Below are 16,809 nucleotides of genomic sequence, written 5' to 3'. Positions count from 1 at the left end.
CTTGATAAATTGAGGCTGCGCAGAGCTTGTTGATGCGTGGCTGGTCGATATAATGAACGATTGATCCATCTCAAACACCGGTTGATTGTCCTCTCAAAATGAACAAATTCCTGTCATCACTGTCTGTACTGGTTGTCGCATTTGCGACCTCCTTCTCTGTCAATGCCCAGGAGGTCAAGGGTGATGCCAAGGCCGGTGCCGGCAAGAACTCGATGTGCATTGGCTGCCACGGCATCAAAGGCTACCAAGCCAGTTTCCCTGAAATTCACAAAGTTCCCATGATCTCTGGCCAAAGCGCTGCCTATATTGCAGCCGCTTTGAATGGTTACAAAAAGGGTGACCGCAAGCACCCCACCATGCGTGGAATTGCAGATTCTTTGAGCGACCAAGACATTGCCGACTTGGCAGCCTACTACGCCGCCAGCGGTGTTGTGGAAGGTGCGCCTGAGTTGCCAGCCGCTGCGGCCGGCACAACCAAGGCCCAAGAGTTGGTGGCCAAAGGCAACTGTGCGTCATGCCACGGTGCTAACTTCAGCAAGCCGATTGACCCGTCTTATCCCAAGATTGCTGGCCAGCACAGCGATTACCTGTTTGTGGCTTTGAAGTCCTACAAGAACGTGGAAAGCGCGCAAGTGGGGCGTGGTAACGCCATCATGGGAGGTATTGCCAAGCAGTTCTCTAACGCCGAACTCAAAGAATTGGCCAACTACGTAGGCAGCCTGCCTAGCGATTTGAAGACCGTGCCACAAAGCCGCTTCAAGTAAGCTGGCAAGCAGCGAACAAAAAAACCGCTCTATGAGCGGTTTTTTTTCGTCTGGACTCAGTCTCTGGTTGCGTGGCGTTGCACACAGGCAATATAGGCATTGCCATCGGGCGGGCGGCCCGCGCGCTGACTTTCCCAAATCATGGTGCCCAGGCACTCCATGGCGTCGTGGTGGGCGTCGTGCAGCGAGTTGCGGCGGTGGGTGAGTAACTCGACAGCTTGGCGAATGCCACGCGGCTGGTCGATGCTGCACTGCTCGCTGATGGACAAATGCATGGACAGGTGCAAAAACGGGTTGGTGCGGCCCGGCTCAGACTCGTACATGGTGGCCAAGGCTGTGTCTACATCGGCAAAGTCTGCGTGGTATTCAGGGTGCTCGTTGATCCATTGGCTTGCTATGACTTCGATAGCTTCTAGCGCACTACCTGCGAGGGCTTTGGCATAAACGGCGCAAAAAAAGCGGCGTACGTCGGCTTGGGATGGGTTAAACATGTCACAAGGTTAGCACGAAGCCCCAGCCCAGTCTCAGTACAACTACCTAGGCTCACAAGGCTGTGATTACGGTGAAAAATAGTTTAAAGTTAAAGTAATTGTGAGGCATGGCTATGCCGCCATTGCGCATTTTCATTAAGGACTCGACCCATGACCCACGCCTATATTTGCGACGCCATTCGCACGCCTTTTGGCCGCTACGGCGGTGCGCTGGCCAGTGTGCGCACCGATGACCTGGCTGCCATTCCGCTGAAGGCGCTGATGGCGCGCAATAGCAAGGCGGATTGGGCTGCCTTGGATGAGGTGCTCTTGGGCTGCGCTAACCAAGCGGGTGAAGACAACCGCAACGTGGCCCGCATGGCAGGCCTGTTGGCCGGGCTGCCAGTGGAGGCCGCAGGCGCCACCATCAACCGCTTGTGTGGTTCAGGGCTAGACGCTATTGGCACGGCAGCGCGCGCCATTAAAGCCGGCGAGGCTTCATTTTTGATAGCGGGCGGGGTCGAGAGCATGAGCCGCGCCCCCTTTGTAATGCCGAAGATGGATACCGCCTTTGGTCGTAACAACGCGGTGTACGACACCACCATTGGCTGGCGCTTCATCAACAGCCTTATGAAGGCGCAATACGGCGTGGACTCCATGCCTGAGACGGCTGAAAACGTGGCGACAGAGTTTTCTATTTCTCGCGCTGACCAAGACCAGTTTGCAATGGCCAGCCAGCGCAAGGCTGTGGCGGCGCAGCAAGCGGGCCACTTTGACGCAGAAATCACGCCTGTGAGCATTGCGCAGAAGAAGGGCGAGCCCATTGTGGTGCGCCAAGACGAACACCCGCGTGACACCAGCCTGGAGGCATTGGCCAAGCTCAAGGGGGTGGTGCGCCCCGACGGCACCGTGACGCCGGGCAATGCCAGCGGTGTCAACGACGGCGCGGCAGCCGTGCTGCTGGCTAGCGAGGCCGCTGCCATGCGCCATGGCTTGATTCCGCGTGCCCGTGTGGTGGGCATGGCCACCGCGGGTGTGGAGCCGCGCATCATGGGCATCGGACCTGCGCCCGCAACGGCCAAAGTGCTCACCCAAACAGGCTTGCGTCTTGAAAACATGGATGTGATTGAGCTCAATGAAGCCTTTGCCGCCCAAGGCTTAGCCGTGATGCGCATGCTGGGCTTGCAAGACAAGGACCCACGCGTCAACCGCTGGGGCGGCGCCATTGCCCTGGGCCACCCCTTGGGCGCCAGTGGCGCACGCTTGGTCACCACCGCCATCCAGCAGCTGCACACCAGTGGCGGGCGATACGCCTTGTGCACCATGTGCATTGGCGTAGGGCAGGGTATTGCGCTGGTGCTTGAGCGGGTCTAGGTCCAGCATCGCACCACGGGTGCGCATCGATAGTGCGCAAGGTGCTATCGTAAACATAGCTGCTTGCGCTTATGGAATGAGCGCTGCAGGCCGATTTGCATGACAATGCAAGTCTTCACGACTGTACTCGCATGCCATTCCCACTGATCACCGATCCCTTTTTCTACCTGGTCACCGTTCCAGCGGTGCTGCTGTTGGGCATCAGCAAGAGTGGTTTTGGCGCAGGCTTTGGCTCATTGGCTGTACCCATGATGGCGCTGGCGGTCACGGTGCCTGAAGCTGCTGTCATTTTGATGCCAGTCTTGTTTCTGATGGACGTTCTGGGCATGGCCGCATTTCGCAAAGACTTTGACCGGGCTTTGCTCAAGTTCTTAGTCCCGTGCGGCTTGGTGGGCATTGGCCTTGGGGCCTTGCTGTTCAAGGTCTTGAGTGCTCAGATCGTCTCTGCCATGGTGGGTGCGTTCACGCTCTTGTTTCTAGTGCAGCGCTTGGTGTTCGCACCTAAAGCTGACAGTGCGCCCCCTTCGCGTTGGGTGGGCGCGGTGCTGACCGTCACCTCGGGCTTTACCAGTTTTATTGCCCATGCGGGCGGCCCACCGATCAGCGCGTATGTAATTCCACTGCGCTTGTCGCCCGTGAAGTACACGGCCACCATGGCTTTCTTTTTCTTTGTGATCAACCTGTCCAAGTGGGTGCCCTATGCATGGCTGGGCTTGTTGGACATGCGCAATATGGCAACTTCAATGGTGCTGCTCCCCATTGCCCCGGTGGGGGTATGGATAGGGGTGCGTTTGGCGCGGCGCATCGGCCAAGACCTTTTCTACAAATTTTTGTACACAGGCATGTTGCTCACTGGGGTCAAACTGCTATGGGATGGCCTGCGGTAAACCCTTGGAGCGACAAGTTTCGTATCCCAACAAACCCTAGGTGTTTACCGAATAAGTCTTCTAAAAGTAGGGATTTGTCGCTAATTTGTGCGGCAGTTTCAGCATGCTGCGCTATTCTGCAAGCATAACTACGAGGAGACCTTGGATGGCTGCACCTAAGCTGATGCTGGACTATGTTTTTGACCATGAGGCATCACGCCCTGATTTTGTTTTTCTGACCCAGCCCACGGGTGGCGGAAAAACAGTGGACTACACCTGGCGCCAAGTGCTAGACCAGTCCCGCAGAATGGCAACCCACTTGAAAGCCCAAGGCTTTGAGCCGGGTGCCCGGATTGCGATTTTGTCCAAAAACTGCGCCCATTTCTTTATGGCAGAGTTGGCGATCTGGATGGCGGGTGGCACCACTGTGGCCATTTTCCCTACAGAAACTGCGCAAACCGTGCGCTACGTCTTAGAGCACAGCGGCGCTAGCTTTTTGTTTGTAGGCAAGCTAGACACGTGGGAAGCGCAAAAACCAGGCGTTCCTGCGGGCTTGCCCTGTGTGGCGTTTCCCTTGGCACCGCAAACTGCCTACGAGTCCTGGGACGCCATTACCGCGCGCACAGCGCCGCTGGAGGGCAGGGTGCAGCGGGCAGGCACCGACATCGGCATTCTGGCGTACACCTCGGGCTCCACCGGTGAGCCCAAAGGTGTGATGCACAACTTTGAGCGCATTACCCGCGCCAGTGAAAACATGGTGGAAAACGTGCGTGGTCGTATTGGGGCCAATTCACCGAACCGCATCATCTCCTACCTGCCTTTGGCCCACGTGTTCGAACGTGCATGGGTGCAGTCAGCATCCTTGGTGGCGGGCAGCACCCATGTGTTTTTTGCCGAAACCTTGGACACCTTTGTGCAAGACTTGAACCGCGCTAAGCCGGTCACTTTCATTTCGGTTCCGCGTCTCTGGCACAAGTTTCAGCAAGGTGTTTTTGCCAAGATGCCGGCCAAGAAGCTTGACCGTTTGTTGGGCATACCGATCTTGGGCCGTATCGTTGCCCGTAAAGTGTTGAAGGGGCTGGGCTTGGACCAAGCCTTGCTAGCGGGTAGCGGTTCCGCTCCTATTCCTGCAGAGCTCATTGCGTGGTACCGCAAGCTAGGCCTCAACATGATCGAGGGCTATGGCATGACGGAAGACTTTGCCTACTCATTCAACTCCACTCCCAAGATCAATGCGCCGGGCTGTGTAGGTGTTCCTTTGCCGGGTGTTCAGGCACGCATCAGCGAGGAGGGCGAGATCTTGATCAAGTCTCCTGGCCAGTTGGTGGGCTATTACAAACGCCCTGACTTGGACGCCGAAGTGTTCACCGCCGATGGTTACTTCCGCACGGGTGACCGTGGCGAAATGCGGGCGTCCGACGGTTTGCTGCGCATCACCGGGCGGGTGAAAGAGCTGTTCAAAACGGCAAAGGGCAAGTACGTGGCCCCAGCACCGATAGAAAACCGCATCAACGCCCACGCGATGGTAGAGACTTGTATGGTGTCTGGTGTGGGCCAGCCTGCGGCCTATGCCATCGTGGTGCTCGCTGAGGACATTCGCCCTAAACAAAACGACCCTGCGGTGCGCGCCGAAGTGCAAGCGGAACTGACCGAGCTGCTCAAGAAGGTCAACAGCGAGCTGGCGGACTATGAAAAGCTGCAAATGCTGGTCGTTGCCAAAGAGCCTTGGAGCATTGAAAACGGATGTCTGACGCCCACCATGAAAATCAAGCGTGCACGCATTGAAACCGAAGTTGGCCCTAAGGTCGAAACTTGGTACGCCAGCAATGGCAAAGTGCAGTGGGCTTGATGTTGGCTAGATAAGGCACAAACCTGCAACGCACAGCGATCGCCATTGAGCAGCTGTGTTGTTGGTGGCTTAGAGAGGGGGTAGCGCTTTGCGGTGCTACTCCCTTATTCAATTGCCAAAGGCTTTGGATTGTTGCCGCTCTTGGGCCATTTGTTCTTCCAGTTGCTGACGCCCTTGTTTGATGGTGGCCACTAGTTTGGCTTGGTCGCGGTAGTGGGGGTGTAGCTTTTCAAAGAGTTCCAAGTTGTGCTCGCGAAATCTGTCGGTCATTTGCTGGGCCTGCAGGGGCGACTGGCCCAGCAGTTGCAAGACGCTTTGGGCACTGGCAAGACTGGATTCAAAAAGTTCGCGCTGCACCAACATGACGCCTCGGTCACGTAGTTTGTTCCAGTGGGTGACATCGCGGGCCCGGGCCACTATCTGCAGCTGTGGGAAATGCTCACGGGCCAGATCCACAACTTCCAACGATTGCTCCACATCATCGACTGCAATGACCAAGACTTTGGCCTTGGCAGCGCCCGCGGTGCGCAATAAGTCTAGGCGCGTGGCATCGCCGTAAAACACGCGGTAGCCGTAGTTGCGGGCGGCTTCGATCATGTCGGCGTCGTGGTCCAGCACCGTGCAGGGTACGCCCTGCGCCAAGAGGACGCGGCTAATGATTTGCCCATAGCGGCCAAAGCCCGCCACCAATATGGGCGCCTCTTGTTGCTCCGAGATTTCTTCGAGCTCAGGGCGCCCACAGTTGGCAAAGCGAGGAAGCAAATACTTGTCAATACACACCAAAATGACCGGGCTGACGAGCATGGAAACCGCCACCGCGCCAATGAGCAAGGAAGAGGTTGACTCACTAAAGACCCGAGCACCTGCGGCTGCCTGAAACACCACAAAAGCGAACTCCCCACCTTGCGCCAGTAACAGAGTGAACACAGGCCGCTCTTGGTAGGGCAGGCCCATGCGCTTGGCAAGTCCAAAGATAACCACGCCTTTGACGGTTAAGAAGGCCAAAACGATGAGCGCCATAGTCCATGGCGCGTCACGCAGTACCCCAAAGTCGATGCTCATGCCCACCGCAATGAAGAACAGCCCCAGCAGCAAGCCTTTGAAGGGTTCAATATTGGTTTCCAGTTCGCGCCGATATTCGCTTTCGGCCAGCAGCACGCCTGCCAAAAAAGCGCCCAGTGCCATGGACAGGCCCACCATTTGCATCAAGCCCGCAATGCCAACGACCAGCAGCAAAGAGGCCGCGGTAAAAATTTCGGGCGTGTTGGAGCGTGCGATCCATCGGAAAACGGGGCGCAGCAGCAAACGTCCACCCAAAATGATTCCAGCAATAACCGCTATTATTTTTGCAGCAGCTTGCGCATACTCTGCGGGCGATGTAGCTTGATTTGCACTAGAAACCGCGCCTAGCAGTGGAAGCAGGGCCAGTATTGGAATCGCGGCCACGTCTTGAAACAACAAAATGGAAAAAGCCGATTGCCCACTGGTCGTGGACATGAGGTTTCGCTCATTCATGACTTGGATGGCAATGGCCGTGCTCGACAACGCGAGCCCAAGGCCAGCGACCAAAGCGGTTTGCCAGCCCACTCCGCACAGCACCGCGAGGGCCGTGATGAGCACGGCACACCCGATGACCTGCGCGCTACCCCAGCCAAAAATAGGGCGCCGCAGACTCCAAAGGCGCTTGGGCTCTAACTCCAAGCCCACCAAAAACAGCATCAGCACCACGCCAAACTCCGCGAAGTGCAGGATGTCTTGGACATCGGTAACCAAGCCAATACCCCAAGGGCCAATGGCAATGCCAGCGGCCAAGTAACCGATGATGGAGCCTAGCCCCAGGGCTTTGCTAAGTGGGACCGCAATGACTGCGGCACTGAGATAGATGAAGCTGTTAACCAGCCAAGTGGGGGTGTGTTCCATTTCGCTAAGATACCGCAAAAGTTTGACCCATTTCCTAAGCCTGGTCGGGCAGACCCACCTTATAGGAGCGATGTATGGCAGTTATCGTTGTTGCAAACCCCAAGGGAGGCGTGGGCAAGTCCACTCTATCTACCAATGTTGCGGGTTACTTGGCTTCTTTGGGCCATGGAGTGGCCTTGGGAGATGCAGATGTGCAGCAATCGTCTCACCTGTGGCTAAGCCTGCGCCCTGCCGCGGCGCGCGCCATTTCCGCGTGGGACGTAGGGCCGGAGCTCGTGGGCAAGCCGCCAAAGGCTGCGCACTATGCCGTGCTAGACACCCCAGCAGGCCTGCATGGTAAGCGGCTCAAAGAGGTGATGAAGCAGTCCGACAAAATCATTGTGCCGCTGCAGCCCAGCATTTTCGACATGTACGCCACCCGTGCGTTTTTGGACGAGTTGGCTCAAAACCGCCACGCTATGAATGCGCAAATCGGCATTGTGGGTATGCGGGTGGACGAGCGGACCATTGCGGCTGAGAAGCTCCATGAGTTTGTGAGCTCTTTGGGCTTGCCAGTGCTGGGCTTTTTGCGTGACACCCAAAACTACATTCACCTGGCAGCAGGCGGCTTGTCAGTGTTTGATGTGTCACCTAGCCGCGTGGAGCGTGACTTGGAGCAGTGGGCGCCCATCTGTAAATGGCTGGCGACTTAAGCGCGATTGCGCTTGGGGTGGTTTCAGCCAAAACCGTTTTGACGCCAAGCTTCAAACACGGTAACCGCCACTGCGTTGGACAGATTGAGGCTGCGCTGACCTTCCTTCATCGGAAGCTTGAGACTCTGCCCGGGGCCAAAACTGGCCCGAACGGCGTCCGAAATACCCTTCGTTTCTGATCCAAAAACTAGCCAATCGCCTGGCGTGAACGTCACCTCAAAGGGGCTGCGGGTACCGCGTGTAGTCAGGGTGAAGAGGCGCTCTGGCGCTGGTTGTTCGTCTTCTAAAAATTGCTGCCAGCTGATATGGCGTTTGAGCGTGGCGTACTCGTGGTAGTCCAAGCCCGCGCGGCGCATGTGCTTGTCGTCCATCGAAAAGCCCAAAGGTTCGACCAAATGCAAGCTGCACCCGGTGTTGGCTGCCAATCGGATGACGTTGCCGGTGTTGGGTGGGATCTCCGGCTCAACTAAAACTATATGAAACATGGCGCTATTGTCGCCTGAGCGATGGCGTGCCTGATAGGCTACGCACCTTACTCCGTGCGTGCGAAGACGAGTCCGGTGATGTGGCTGGCACCTGCCTGGCGCAATGCCTTGGCTGCGGCGTGGAGTGAGGCACCCGTAGTCATCACATCGTCTAAGAGTACAACGCGCTGACCTTTGAGTCGGTAGCTTTGAAGCGGGTCTACCGCAAACGCATGCTGCACACTGCTGAGCCGAACCTGGCGGGCCAATGTGCGTTGGGCCGGAGTATCGAGTACCCGCTGTAGCAAATGCACCTGCGTTTTGGCGCTGTCTAGAGCCTTGGCGAGTAAGGCGCATTGGTTAAAGCCGCGCTCAGCCAAGCGTTCTTTGGATAAGGGCATGGGAATCAGCATGTCGGCCGCATCCAACGCAGGTTCTACCCAAGGTGTGCTGCGTAACAGAGTGGCAAAGGACTTTGCCCACCCTGTTTTGTCTTGAAATTTGTATTGCACCAGCAGTGTTGACCATGGGTAGCCATAACTAACGGCAGCCAGCATTCGGTCAATAGGCGGAGGGTTGATCACACACCCTCCGCATTGTCGTATCTCTTGCGGCAGGGCAATGGCGCAGGTGATGCATCTAGCAACAGGTTGGGCAAACTGGGCGACACAGGCTTCGCATACTGGCTGCGCAGGCCAAGTGTGGCATACGGCACACTGGCTTGGAATGCGGTGCGATAACCCTCGCAGGAGTCGGCGGAACATGGAGCCAATATACTCGCCCCGCTCCCTATTTCCTTTCATGTCCAATCAGCGCCCACCTAGCCTCGACCCTATTGCCGCCCACCGTTGGTCACAACTGCCTGTGGCAGCTGACCCAGATGGCTCGGCTTGGCTGCATGAGGAGGTTGCGCGTCGTATGGAAACCCGTTTGCAGTGGATCGTTAAAACTCCCAAGCACTGGGTCCATTGGGCCCCCGTGCTTGGAGGAATACAGGCCCATAAACTCTTAGTGGCACGCTATCCAAAATCGATATGCCATGCCTTGCATGTCCCTGCGAGTCAGTTGTTGCTTGCTAAGAGAAATATCGCGGGAGCTTGGTGGAAGCCCAGTGATTGGGGCCAGGCAAAGACGTCGTTTGAAGTGCCTATGCATCCCACGCAGATGGTGTGGGCGAATATGGCGCTACATATGGCCGCAGATCCGCAAAGCCTGTTGTCGCAGTGGCATTCACTGTTAGACGTTGATGGCTTTTTGATGTTCTCTTGCCTTGGCCCGGATACCTTGCGCGAGCTTAGGACTGTTTACTCAGAGAGAGGATGGGGCATGCCATCCCATGAGTTTACGGATATGCACGACTGGGGGGACATGCTGGTTGGTGCTGGTTTTGCCGAACCAGTCATGGACATGGAGCGAATTACCCTTAGCTTTTCGAGCCCCGAGCGCTTGCTGGCAGAGCTGCGTGGCCTAGGGCGCAACTTGAGTGCCCACAGATTTACGGGCTTGCGGGGCAGGCAATGGCATCAACACCTGATGCAGGCTTTGCTCGCGTTGGCGCGTCCGCAAGAGGGCGGGCGGCTGATCCTCACTTTTGAGGTAATTTACGGCCATGCCTTTAAGCCTCGCCCTCGTGCACAGATGCAGGCGGAAACCACAGTGAGTCTCGATGACATGCGGCAACAGCTGCGAGGAGCCCATCGGCAAGCCCCTAAGCTTTGATATTTGGGCTTGACATCTGGTGATTAATTGTGGCTTTGCAAGGGGGCGGTCGGCTACAATCCTCGAGGAATCGAATCTCGGCTACGTTCGCTAGTGTGCGGCCTCATGGCGCAACCCGGTTCGGGCTTGATCAATCTGATGCAATGAAGAAATGAACATGATGAAGAGCATTTTTAAACAATTGGCTTCACTGCTGTTGGCGGCCGGCGCATGGGCGGCAACTGGGGTATTTACCTTGGCGCAGGCAGTTAACGATTTGCCTGGTGGCCCAGCTGTTCGACAGCTGAATCTCCATCCCGCTGTGACGAAGATTGCGCAAGACCAAGCGTGGCTTCACTGGTTCATGCTCATCGTGTGCGCAGTGATTTTTGTCGCAGTTTTTACTGTGATGTTTTATTCCATCTGGAAGCATCGTAAGTCTGTAGGCCACAAGCCCGCGACATTCCACGAGTCTGTCGTGGTTGAAATTGTCTGGACAATTGTTCCATTCTTGATCGTGATTGGTATGGCATTGCCTGCAACCAAGGTCATTGTTGCCATGAAAGACACCACCAATGCTGACCTGACTATCAAAGCAACCGGTATGCAGTGGAAGTGGGGCTACGATTACATCAAGGGTGAAGGTGAGGGCATCGGCTTTACGTCGACTTTGGATAGTTCTCAGCGCGCTATGTCTGATGCAGGTGGCCCAAAAAATCCAGAAGGCGTGGATGACTATTTGCTTAAGGTCGACAACCCATTGGTAGTGCCGGTCGATAAAAAAGTTCGCATCATCACGACTGCAACAGATGTGATCCATGCATTTGCGGTACCCGCGTTTGGTATCAAGCAAGATGCCATTCCCGGCTTTGTGCGTGACACATGGTTCCGCGCTGAAAAAACAGGCGATTTTTATGGTCAGTGCCAAGAATTGTGTGGCAAAGAGCACGCTTATATGCCCATTCATGTGAAGGTGCTGTCTGCGCAAGATTACGCTGCTTGGGTTGCTGCCGAGCAAAAGAAAATGGCCGCCAAAGCAGATGATCCATCGAAAGTTTGGACGCAAGAAGAAATTGTGAAGCGTGGTGAGAAGGTGTATGCAGCCAATTGCGCGGCTTGTCACCAAGCGAACGGCAAGGGCGCTGGCCCCATCAAGCCTTTGGATGGTGCTGCGGTGGTCTTGGATGCAGACAAAAACAAGCAGATCATGGTTTTGTTGAACGGCCAAAACAACGGAGCTATGCCAGCTTGGCGAGCGTTGAGCGACACAGACATCGCCGCAGTGATCAGCTATACCAAGAACAACTGGTCCAACAAGACTGGACAAGTGGTTCAGCCTGCTGACGTTTTGGCTTTGCGCAAGTAATTTGATTCGACCAATCCGAATCGTTGCACCGAATTTAGAGAATTGAGAAGGAAATCAAGATGAGCGCAGTTTTAGATCATCACGATCACGCCCATGACGACCATCACCACGCCCCAAGCGGCTGGCAGAGGTGGGTCTATGCAACAAACCATAAAGACATTGGTACGTTGTACTTGCTGTTTGCCTTCACCATGTTGATGGTGGGTGGGGTGTTGGCTTTGTTGATCCGTCTGGAGTTGTTTCAGCCTGGCTTGCAGTTTGTGAACCCGGAGTTGTTTAACTCTTTCACCACTATGCACGGTTTGATCATGGTGTTTGGTGCCATCATGCCGGCCTTCGTGGGCTTTGCAAACTGGATGATTCCATTGCAAATTGGCGCAAGTGACATGGCCTTTGCCCGCATGAATAACTTCAGCTTCTGGTTGATGATTCCTGCTGCTTTGATGTTAGTTGGCTCGTTTTTCATGCCTGGTGGCGCACCAGCAGCGGGTTGGACACTGTACGCTCCCTTGACCTTGCAGATGGGTCCCTCCATGGATGCAGGTATTTTTGCCATGCACATCTTGGGCGCATCGTCCATCATGGGTTCCATCAACATCATCGTCACCATCTTGAACATGCGCGCGCCCGGCATGACCCTGATGAAAATGCCTATGTTCTGCTGGACTTGGCTGATCACAGCTTACTTGTTGATTGCAGTTATGCCTGTGTTGGCCGGTGCGATCACCATGACGCTGACAGACCGTCATTTTGGCACTAGCTTCTTCAACCCAGCCGGTGGTGGTGACCCAGTGATGTACCAGCATATTTTCTGGTTCTTTGGTCACCCTGAGGTGTACATCATGATTTTGCCGGCCTTCGGCATCATCAGCCAAATCGTGCCCGCGTTTGCTCGGAAGAAGTTGTTTGGGTATGCCTCCATGGTTTACGCGACCTCGTCGATCGCTATTTTGTCTTTCATCGTGTGGGCCCACCACATGTTCACCACGGGTATGCCTGTGACGGGTCAGTTGTTCTTTATGTACGCGACCATGTTGATTGCGGTGCCTACTGCGGTCAAGATCTTCAACTGGATCGCCACGATGTGGCAGGGGTCTATGACCTTTGAGACACCCATGCTGTTTGCGATCGGGTTCATCTTTGTTTTCACAATGGGTGGATTTACTGGTTTGATCCCAGCCGTTGCACCCATTGATATCCAATTGCAAGACACGTATTACATCGTGGCTCACTTCCACTATGTGTTGGTGGCGGGTTCTTTGTTTGCCATGTTTGCGGGCTTCTACTACTGGGCTCCTAAGTGGACTGGCGTGATGGTGAGCGAAACTCGTGGCAAGATCCACTTTTGGTGGTCTATCATTGCGTTCAACGTGACCTTCTTCCCCATGCACTTCTTGGGCTTGGCGGGTATGCCCCGTCGCTATGCCGACTACCCCATGCAGTTCGCGGACTTCAATGCAATTGCGTCGGTTGGTTCGTTCTTCTTTGGCTTTGCGCAAGTCTATTTCTTCTTCTTTGTCGTTTTGCCCGCCATGCGTGGCAAGGGCGAGAAAGCAGCTCAAAAGCCTTGGGAAGCTGCTGAAGGCTTGGAGTGGGAAGTGCCATCGCCTGCACCGTTCCACACCTTTGAGAACCCGCCAAAGTTGGATTCAACGGCCACTAAAGTCATCGGTTGATGGGCGATGCTGCCTCGCGTAAAGGAACCAACATGAATTCGGAACAGAAAAAGGCGAACCTTAAAACTGGATTGATCCTAGCTACAGTTGCAGCCACATTTTTCATCGGGTTCATGGCAAGAATGGTTTTTTTGGGTCAGTAACTTATGGGCATGCAACGGGAAAACTTGTTGATGCTGCGCAAACTAGCGGTTGTTACGGCCGCCATGTTTGCGTTTGGATATGCCTTAGTGCCGATCTATAGAACCATTTGCGAGATGACTGGCATAAACATTTTGGCCTTGGGTGAAAAGTTGATCGTGGGGCAAAGCACCGCAACTCCAGCCAATACCCAGGTCGATACCAGTCGACTAATCACGATTGAGTTTGATGCTAACGCACGTGGCCCTTGGGACTTCAAACCAGGGCAGCGTTCTGTTCAAGTGCATCCGGGTGAGGTTACAACGGTGATGTATGAGTTTCAGAACATACAAAACCGCCGCATGTCCGCACAGGCTATTCCTAGTTACGCGCCTCAGCAGGCATCTGCCCACTTTAATAAGCTGGAGTGTTTTTGCTTTAGCCAGTACACCCTAGAGCCTGGTGAGAAAAAGTCATGGCCTGTGGTGTTTATTGTTGATCCCAAGCTATCCAAAGACGTTAAAACGATTACGTTGTCGTATACGTTTTTCGAAGTTGGTGGTAAGACACCGCCGGCACCTATAGCGTCTGCAGTTGGTCTGGTGGCAGCAGGACTTGGATCGTGATGGCTATGAAAGAAGATACCGCTTTTTCCTCTAAGTCAACATGGTTGCTTAGTGTTAAGTTGGTTGCGTGGTCGTTTCTTGGTATCCGAAGCAAGTCGGCTTACCAGGAAGACTTGGCACGCGTTAACCCCATGCATGTCGTGTTGGTTGGTATTGCAGGTGTGCTGTTGTTTGTTTTGAGTTTGATCGCCTTGGTCAATTGGGTGGTTGCGAAGTAATGTAAATGGTCATCAATAGCAGATGGCCAAGAATTTGAAAATGGAGCAGAAATGAGTTCAACTACACACGGTGGAACCCCGTACTACTTTGTCCCAGGTCCTTCTCGCCATCCCGCCATGGCCGCACTGGGCCTGTTCTTTGTAATCTTGGGTGCTGGCCAGTGGATCAACGGCGCGCAGTGGGGCATGTGGGCCTTGTTGGCCGGAATGGTTGGTTGGCTGTTTGTCCTGTACCAATGGTTCAGCGAATCGATCGCTGAAAGTGAAGGTGGCCAGTATGGCTACAAAATCGACTTGTCCTACCGTTGGAGCATGAGTTGGTTCATCTTTTCAGAAGTGATGTTTTTTGGTGCCTTCTTTACTGCCTTGTGGTGGGCACGCGCTCATTCTGTGCCCGCATTAGGGAGTTTGGATAATTCCCTGCTGTGGCCCGGTTTCAAGGCGGTGTGGCCCAGCGTTGCAGCTGGTGCTACAGCGTCACCCGCACATATCGTTGAGCAGTTTCAAACCATGGGGCCGTTTTGGTTGCCCACAATTAACACCGCCTTGTTGTTGACTTCAGGTGTTACGCTAACCATCGCCCACCATGCCTTGGTTGATGGAAATCGCAGCAAAACCTTGACCTTTATGTGGATCACCGTGCTCTTGGGTGCCACGTTTTTGGGCGTGCAAGGCTACGAGTACCACCATTTGTACGAAGAAGCTAACCTTAAGCTCACATCAGGGGTGTATGGCTCAACGTTCTATTTATTGACGGGTTTCCATGGCTTCCACGTATTCGTGGGTATGCTCATGCTCTTGTTCATCACCTTGAGGTTGCAAAAAGGCCATTTCACACCCAAACGCCACTTCGGGTTTGAAGGTGCGGCTTGGTATTGGCATTTTGTTGACGTTGTGTGGCTGGGTCTGTACATCTTGGTTTACTGGATGTAGTTCTGGGATACCCATGAAAAAAGGCACCGTCGTAGGTGCCTTTTTAGTTTATGTCTATGAAGTAGGGTTTGCGACTGCTTAGGTAGTCTTGGCTTTATTGGCCTGCTTGAATGCCCGTTGGATGGATAAGTCCCAATTGCCAAGCCAGTAATACACAGGCGAACAACGTGATGGAAATGCCGACGCGCACCGCCAAGGCCTTGGCCATACGTTTCGACTTTGCGTCTCCTTCTTGTCCTCCGCGCAACATGTAGTAAAGCGCAAAACCTAAGCTCGCCAAAATGGCAATGAATGCAATGATCACTAAGTACGTCATGGTGGGGATTATGTTGTGAAAACCCGAAGCAAGCACGTGTTGGTTTTTCTACTTGCTTTGGCACTTGTGCTGAGTGGGCTATCGCTTGGGCGTTGGCAGCTCTCGCGGGCAGAGCAAAAGCTGACCGCCCAGGCTGCAGTAGAGGCCCAGGCAAGTAAGCCTGCCTTGGACAACGCGCAGCTGCTTGCTGACACTCCCGTTAGTCATTTGTATCGGAGCGCTGTATTGCGTGGTCAGTGGATACCCGGACAAACCGTTTTGCTAGACAACCGTCCTATGGAGGGACGCGTTGGCTTTTACGTTCTGACTCCCTTTTTGTTGGAGGGCAGCAAGTCATCTGTGATGGTGCAGCGTGGATGGATCCCACGCAACTTCGAGAACCGGGCAGACGTACCTCAAGTCGCAAGTCCAACGGGCGTTGTGGTCTTAGTTGGACGAATCACCCCGCCACCGGGTGCCCTTTATGACTTGGGCACCCAGCCTGAGGGACAGATCCGGCAAAATGTCGATCTCAAGCAGTTTGCATCGGCCGCAGGTATTGACCTTTTGACCGAGATAAGCGTGCAGCAAACAGACGCAGTGTCAGGCGGCCTGCTGCAACACTGGCCTGTCGTCAACGTGGGTGTTGACAAACACTACGGCTACGCATTCCAGTGGTTCGCGCTGGCGGCGCTTATTGCGGGTTTGTATGCTTGGTTTCAAATCATCCGCCCCCGAATTTCTAGACCCAAAGACTGATCCACATGCCACGTCAAACTTCCCCTGATAACGACCCTATGGGCATGACGGTACATTCGATGCCGTCTACCGATTCCGTCTTGACTGACACGCAGGCGCGCACGCGCGTTGGACGCTGGAAAATGCTGCTGCTATTCCTGATTTGCGCCAGTCCGGTTGTCGCTTCTTACTTTACCTACTACGTCATTCGTCCTGAAGGCAGACGCAATTACGGGGACTTGATTACACCCCAGCGTGCTTTGCCTGACCTGGTCGCCACAACTATCTCTGGAGATCGAGTTAACTTGCAGACGCTTAAGGATCAGTGGCTGTTGATCAGTGTTGGTAGTGGTGCGTGCGCATCGCAGTGCGCCCAGCATCTATACATGCAGCGCCAAATGCGCGAGACGCTAGGGAAGGAGAAGGACCGCTTGGACTGGGTGTGGCTTGTCGATGACGCGGAGCCTGTAGCACAAGCGATTCAGCCTGGGCTCAAAGATGCAACGGTACTGCGCGTGAACAGAGAGGCAATTTCACGCTGGTTGGAACCGGCACAAGGCCATGGTTTGGCAGATCACTTGTATGTTGTCGATCCTTTGGGCAATTGGATGATGCGGTTTCCCGCCAACCTGGACCTGAAGGATGGCGCACCCAAAGCTAAGCGCGATCTAGAACGTCTGCTGCGCGCCTCCAACGCTTGGGATAAGCCCGGCCGTCAACCTAACGCTGTGGCTCCCTAG

General features: G+C 54.7%; 19 protein-coding genes. 14 read left to right on the top strand and 5 right to left on the bottom strand.

Features of this window, described 5'->3' with window-relative positions; genetic code table 11:
• Positions 1–98 precede the first annotated feature (98 nt).
• Positions 99–764, top strand: a complete 666-nt coding sequence (locus EXZ61_RS16735; RefSeq protein WP_142812839.1) for a c-type cytochrome — start codon at positions 99–101, stop codon at positions 762–764.
• Between the two features lie 56 nt (positions 765–820).
• On the opposite strand, the gene EXZ61_RS16730 is transcribed toward EXZ61_RS16735, so the two are convergent.
• A complete protein-coding gene (locus EXZ61_RS16730) occupies positions 821–1,255 on the bottom strand; it encodes a DUF1841 family protein (RefSeq protein ID WP_142812838.1) in 435 nt (144 codons plus the stop codon).
• Between the two features lie 150 nt (positions 1,256–1,405).
• Here EXZ61_RS16730 and pcaF point away from each other — a divergent pair, with 150 nt between their 5' ends.
• From pcaF to EXZ61_RS16715, 3 genes are all read left to right on the top strand, one after another.
• A complete protein-coding gene (gene pcaF / locus EXZ61_RS16725; protein ID WP_142812837.1) occupies positions 1,406–2,608 on the top strand; it encodes a 3-oxoadipyl-CoA thiolase in 1,203 nt (400 codons plus the stop codon).
• 131 nt (positions 2,609–2,739) lie between these two features.
• Positions 2,740–3,495 (top strand): sulfite exporter TauE/SafE family protein, encoded by a 756-nt coding sequence (locus EXZ61_RS16720; protein WP_142812836.1) that lies wholly within the window; start codon positions 2,740–2,742, stop codon positions 3,493–3,495.
• Between the two features lie 145 nt (positions 3,496–3,640).
• On the top strand, positions 3,641–5,323 hold the full coding sequence (locus tag EXZ61_RS16715; RefSeq protein ID WP_142812835.1) for an AMP-binding protein: 1,683 nt from the start codon (positions 3,641–3,643) through the stop codon (positions 5,321–5,323).
• 108 nt (positions 5,324–5,431) lie between these two features.
• On the opposite strand, the gene kefC is transcribed toward EXZ61_RS16715, so the two are convergent.
• Entirely contained in the window at positions 5,432–7,243 is a 1,812-nt protein-coding gene (kefC, locus tag EXZ61_RS16710; RefSeq protein WP_142812834.1) for a glutathione-regulated potassium-efflux system protein KefC, read from the bottom strand.
• A 74-nt stretch (positions 7,244–7,317) separates the two neighbouring features.
• Here kefC and EXZ61_RS16705 point away from each other — a divergent pair, with 74 nt between their 5' ends.
• Positions 7,318–7,935: a ParA family protein gene (locus EXZ61_RS16705; RefSeq protein ID WP_142812833.1), complete on the top strand. Its 618-nt coding sequence runs from the start codon at positions 7,318–7,320 to the stop codon at positions 7,933–7,935.
• A gap of 23 nt (positions 7,936–7,958) precedes the next feature.
• Here the strand turns inward: EXZ61_RS16705 and EXZ61_RS16700 are convergent, their stop codons facing one another.
• Positions 7,959–8,420, bottom strand: a complete 462-nt coding sequence (locus EXZ61_RS16700) for a tRNA (cytidine(34)-2'-O)-methyltransferase (protein WP_142812832.1) — start codon at positions 8,418–8,420, stop codon at positions 7,959–7,961.
• A gap of 47 nt (positions 8,421–8,467) precedes the next feature.
• Entirely contained in the window at positions 8,468–8,983 is a 516-nt protein-coding gene (locus EXZ61_RS16695) for a ComF family protein (protein WP_342590557.1), read from the bottom strand.
• Positions 8,984–9,548: 565 nt separating this feature from the next.
• Between EXZ61_RS16695 and EXZ61_RS22620 the strand changes: the two genes are divergently transcribed.
• From EXZ61_RS22620 to EXZ61_RS16665, 7 genes are all read left to right on the top strand, one after another.
• Complete coding sequence (locus tag EXZ61_RS22620; protein WP_425353586.1) at positions 9,549–10,118, top strand: methyltransferase domain-containing protein; 570 nt, start codon at positions 9,549–9,551, stop codon at positions 10,116–10,118.
• Between the two features lie 160 nt (positions 10,119–10,278).
• Positions 10,279–11,463, top strand: coding sequence for a cytochrome c oxidase subunit II (gene coxB, locus EXZ61_RS16685; protein WP_142814289.1), 1,185 nt, complete (start codon positions 10,279–10,281; stop codon positions 11,461–11,463).
• Between the two features lie 59 nt (positions 11,464–11,522).
• Complete coding sequence (gene ctaD / locus EXZ61_RS16680; protein ID WP_142812830.1) at positions 11,523–13,139, top strand: cytochrome c oxidase subunit I; 1,617 nt, start codon at positions 11,523–11,525, stop codon at positions 13,137–13,139.
• A 32-nt stretch (positions 13,140–13,171) separates the two neighbouring features.
• A complete protein-coding gene (locus tag EXZ61_RS22210) occupies positions 13,172–13,282 on the top strand; it encodes a cytochrome oxidase small assembly protein (RefSeq protein WP_237218990.1) in 111 nt (36 codons plus the stop codon).
• Positions 13,283–13,285: 3 nt separating this feature from the next.
• Positions 13,286–13,885 (top strand): cytochrome c oxidase assembly protein, encoded by a 600-nt coding sequence (locus EXZ61_RS16675; protein ID WP_142812829.1) that lies wholly within the window; start codon positions 13,286–13,288, stop codon positions 13,883–13,885.
• Positions 13,886–13,890: 5 nt separating this feature from the next.
• On the top strand, positions 13,891–14,103 hold the full coding sequence (locus EXZ61_RS16670; protein ID WP_142812828.1) for a DUF2970 domain-containing protein: 213 nt from the start codon (positions 13,891–13,893) through the stop codon (positions 14,101–14,103).
• Between the two features lie 51 nt (positions 14,104–14,154).
• Positions 14,155–15,036 (top strand): cytochrome c oxidase subunit 3, encoded by an 882-nt coding sequence (locus EXZ61_RS16665; protein WP_142812827.1) that lies wholly within the window; start codon positions 14,155–14,157, stop codon positions 15,034–15,036.
• A 94-nt stretch (positions 15,037–15,130) separates the two neighbouring features.
• Here EXZ61_RS16665 and EXZ61_RS16660 read toward each other — a convergent pair whose 3' ends face one another.
• On the bottom strand, positions 15,131–15,352 hold the full coding sequence (locus tag EXZ61_RS16660; RefSeq protein ID WP_142812826.1) for a twin transmembrane helix small protein: 222 nt from the start codon (positions 15,350–15,352) through the stop codon (positions 15,131–15,133).
• Between the two features lie 36 nt (positions 15,353–15,388).
• Between EXZ61_RS16660 and EXZ61_RS16655 the strand changes: the two genes are divergently transcribed.
• Positions 15,389–16,090: an SURF1 family protein gene (locus EXZ61_RS16655; RefSeq protein WP_425353585.1), complete on the top strand. Its 702-nt coding sequence runs from the start codon at positions 15,389–15,391 to the stop codon at positions 16,088–16,090.
• A gap of 5 nt (positions 16,091–16,095) precedes the next feature.
• Positions 16,096–16,809: a thioredoxin domain-containing protein gene (locus tag EXZ61_RS16650; RefSeq protein ID WP_142812825.1), complete on the top strand. Its 714-nt coding sequence runs from the start codon at positions 16,096–16,098 to the stop codon at positions 16,807–16,809.

The organism is Rhodoferax aquaticus, from assembly GCF_006974105.1.
Taxonomy (GTDB): domain Bacteria; phylum Pseudomonadota; class Gammaproteobacteria; order Burkholderiales; family Burkholderiaceae_C; genus Allorhodoferax; species Allorhodoferax aquaticus_A.
The sequence above is the reverse complement of the archived record's forward strand: the minus strand, read 5'-3'. Positions and strand labels throughout refer to the sequence as shown.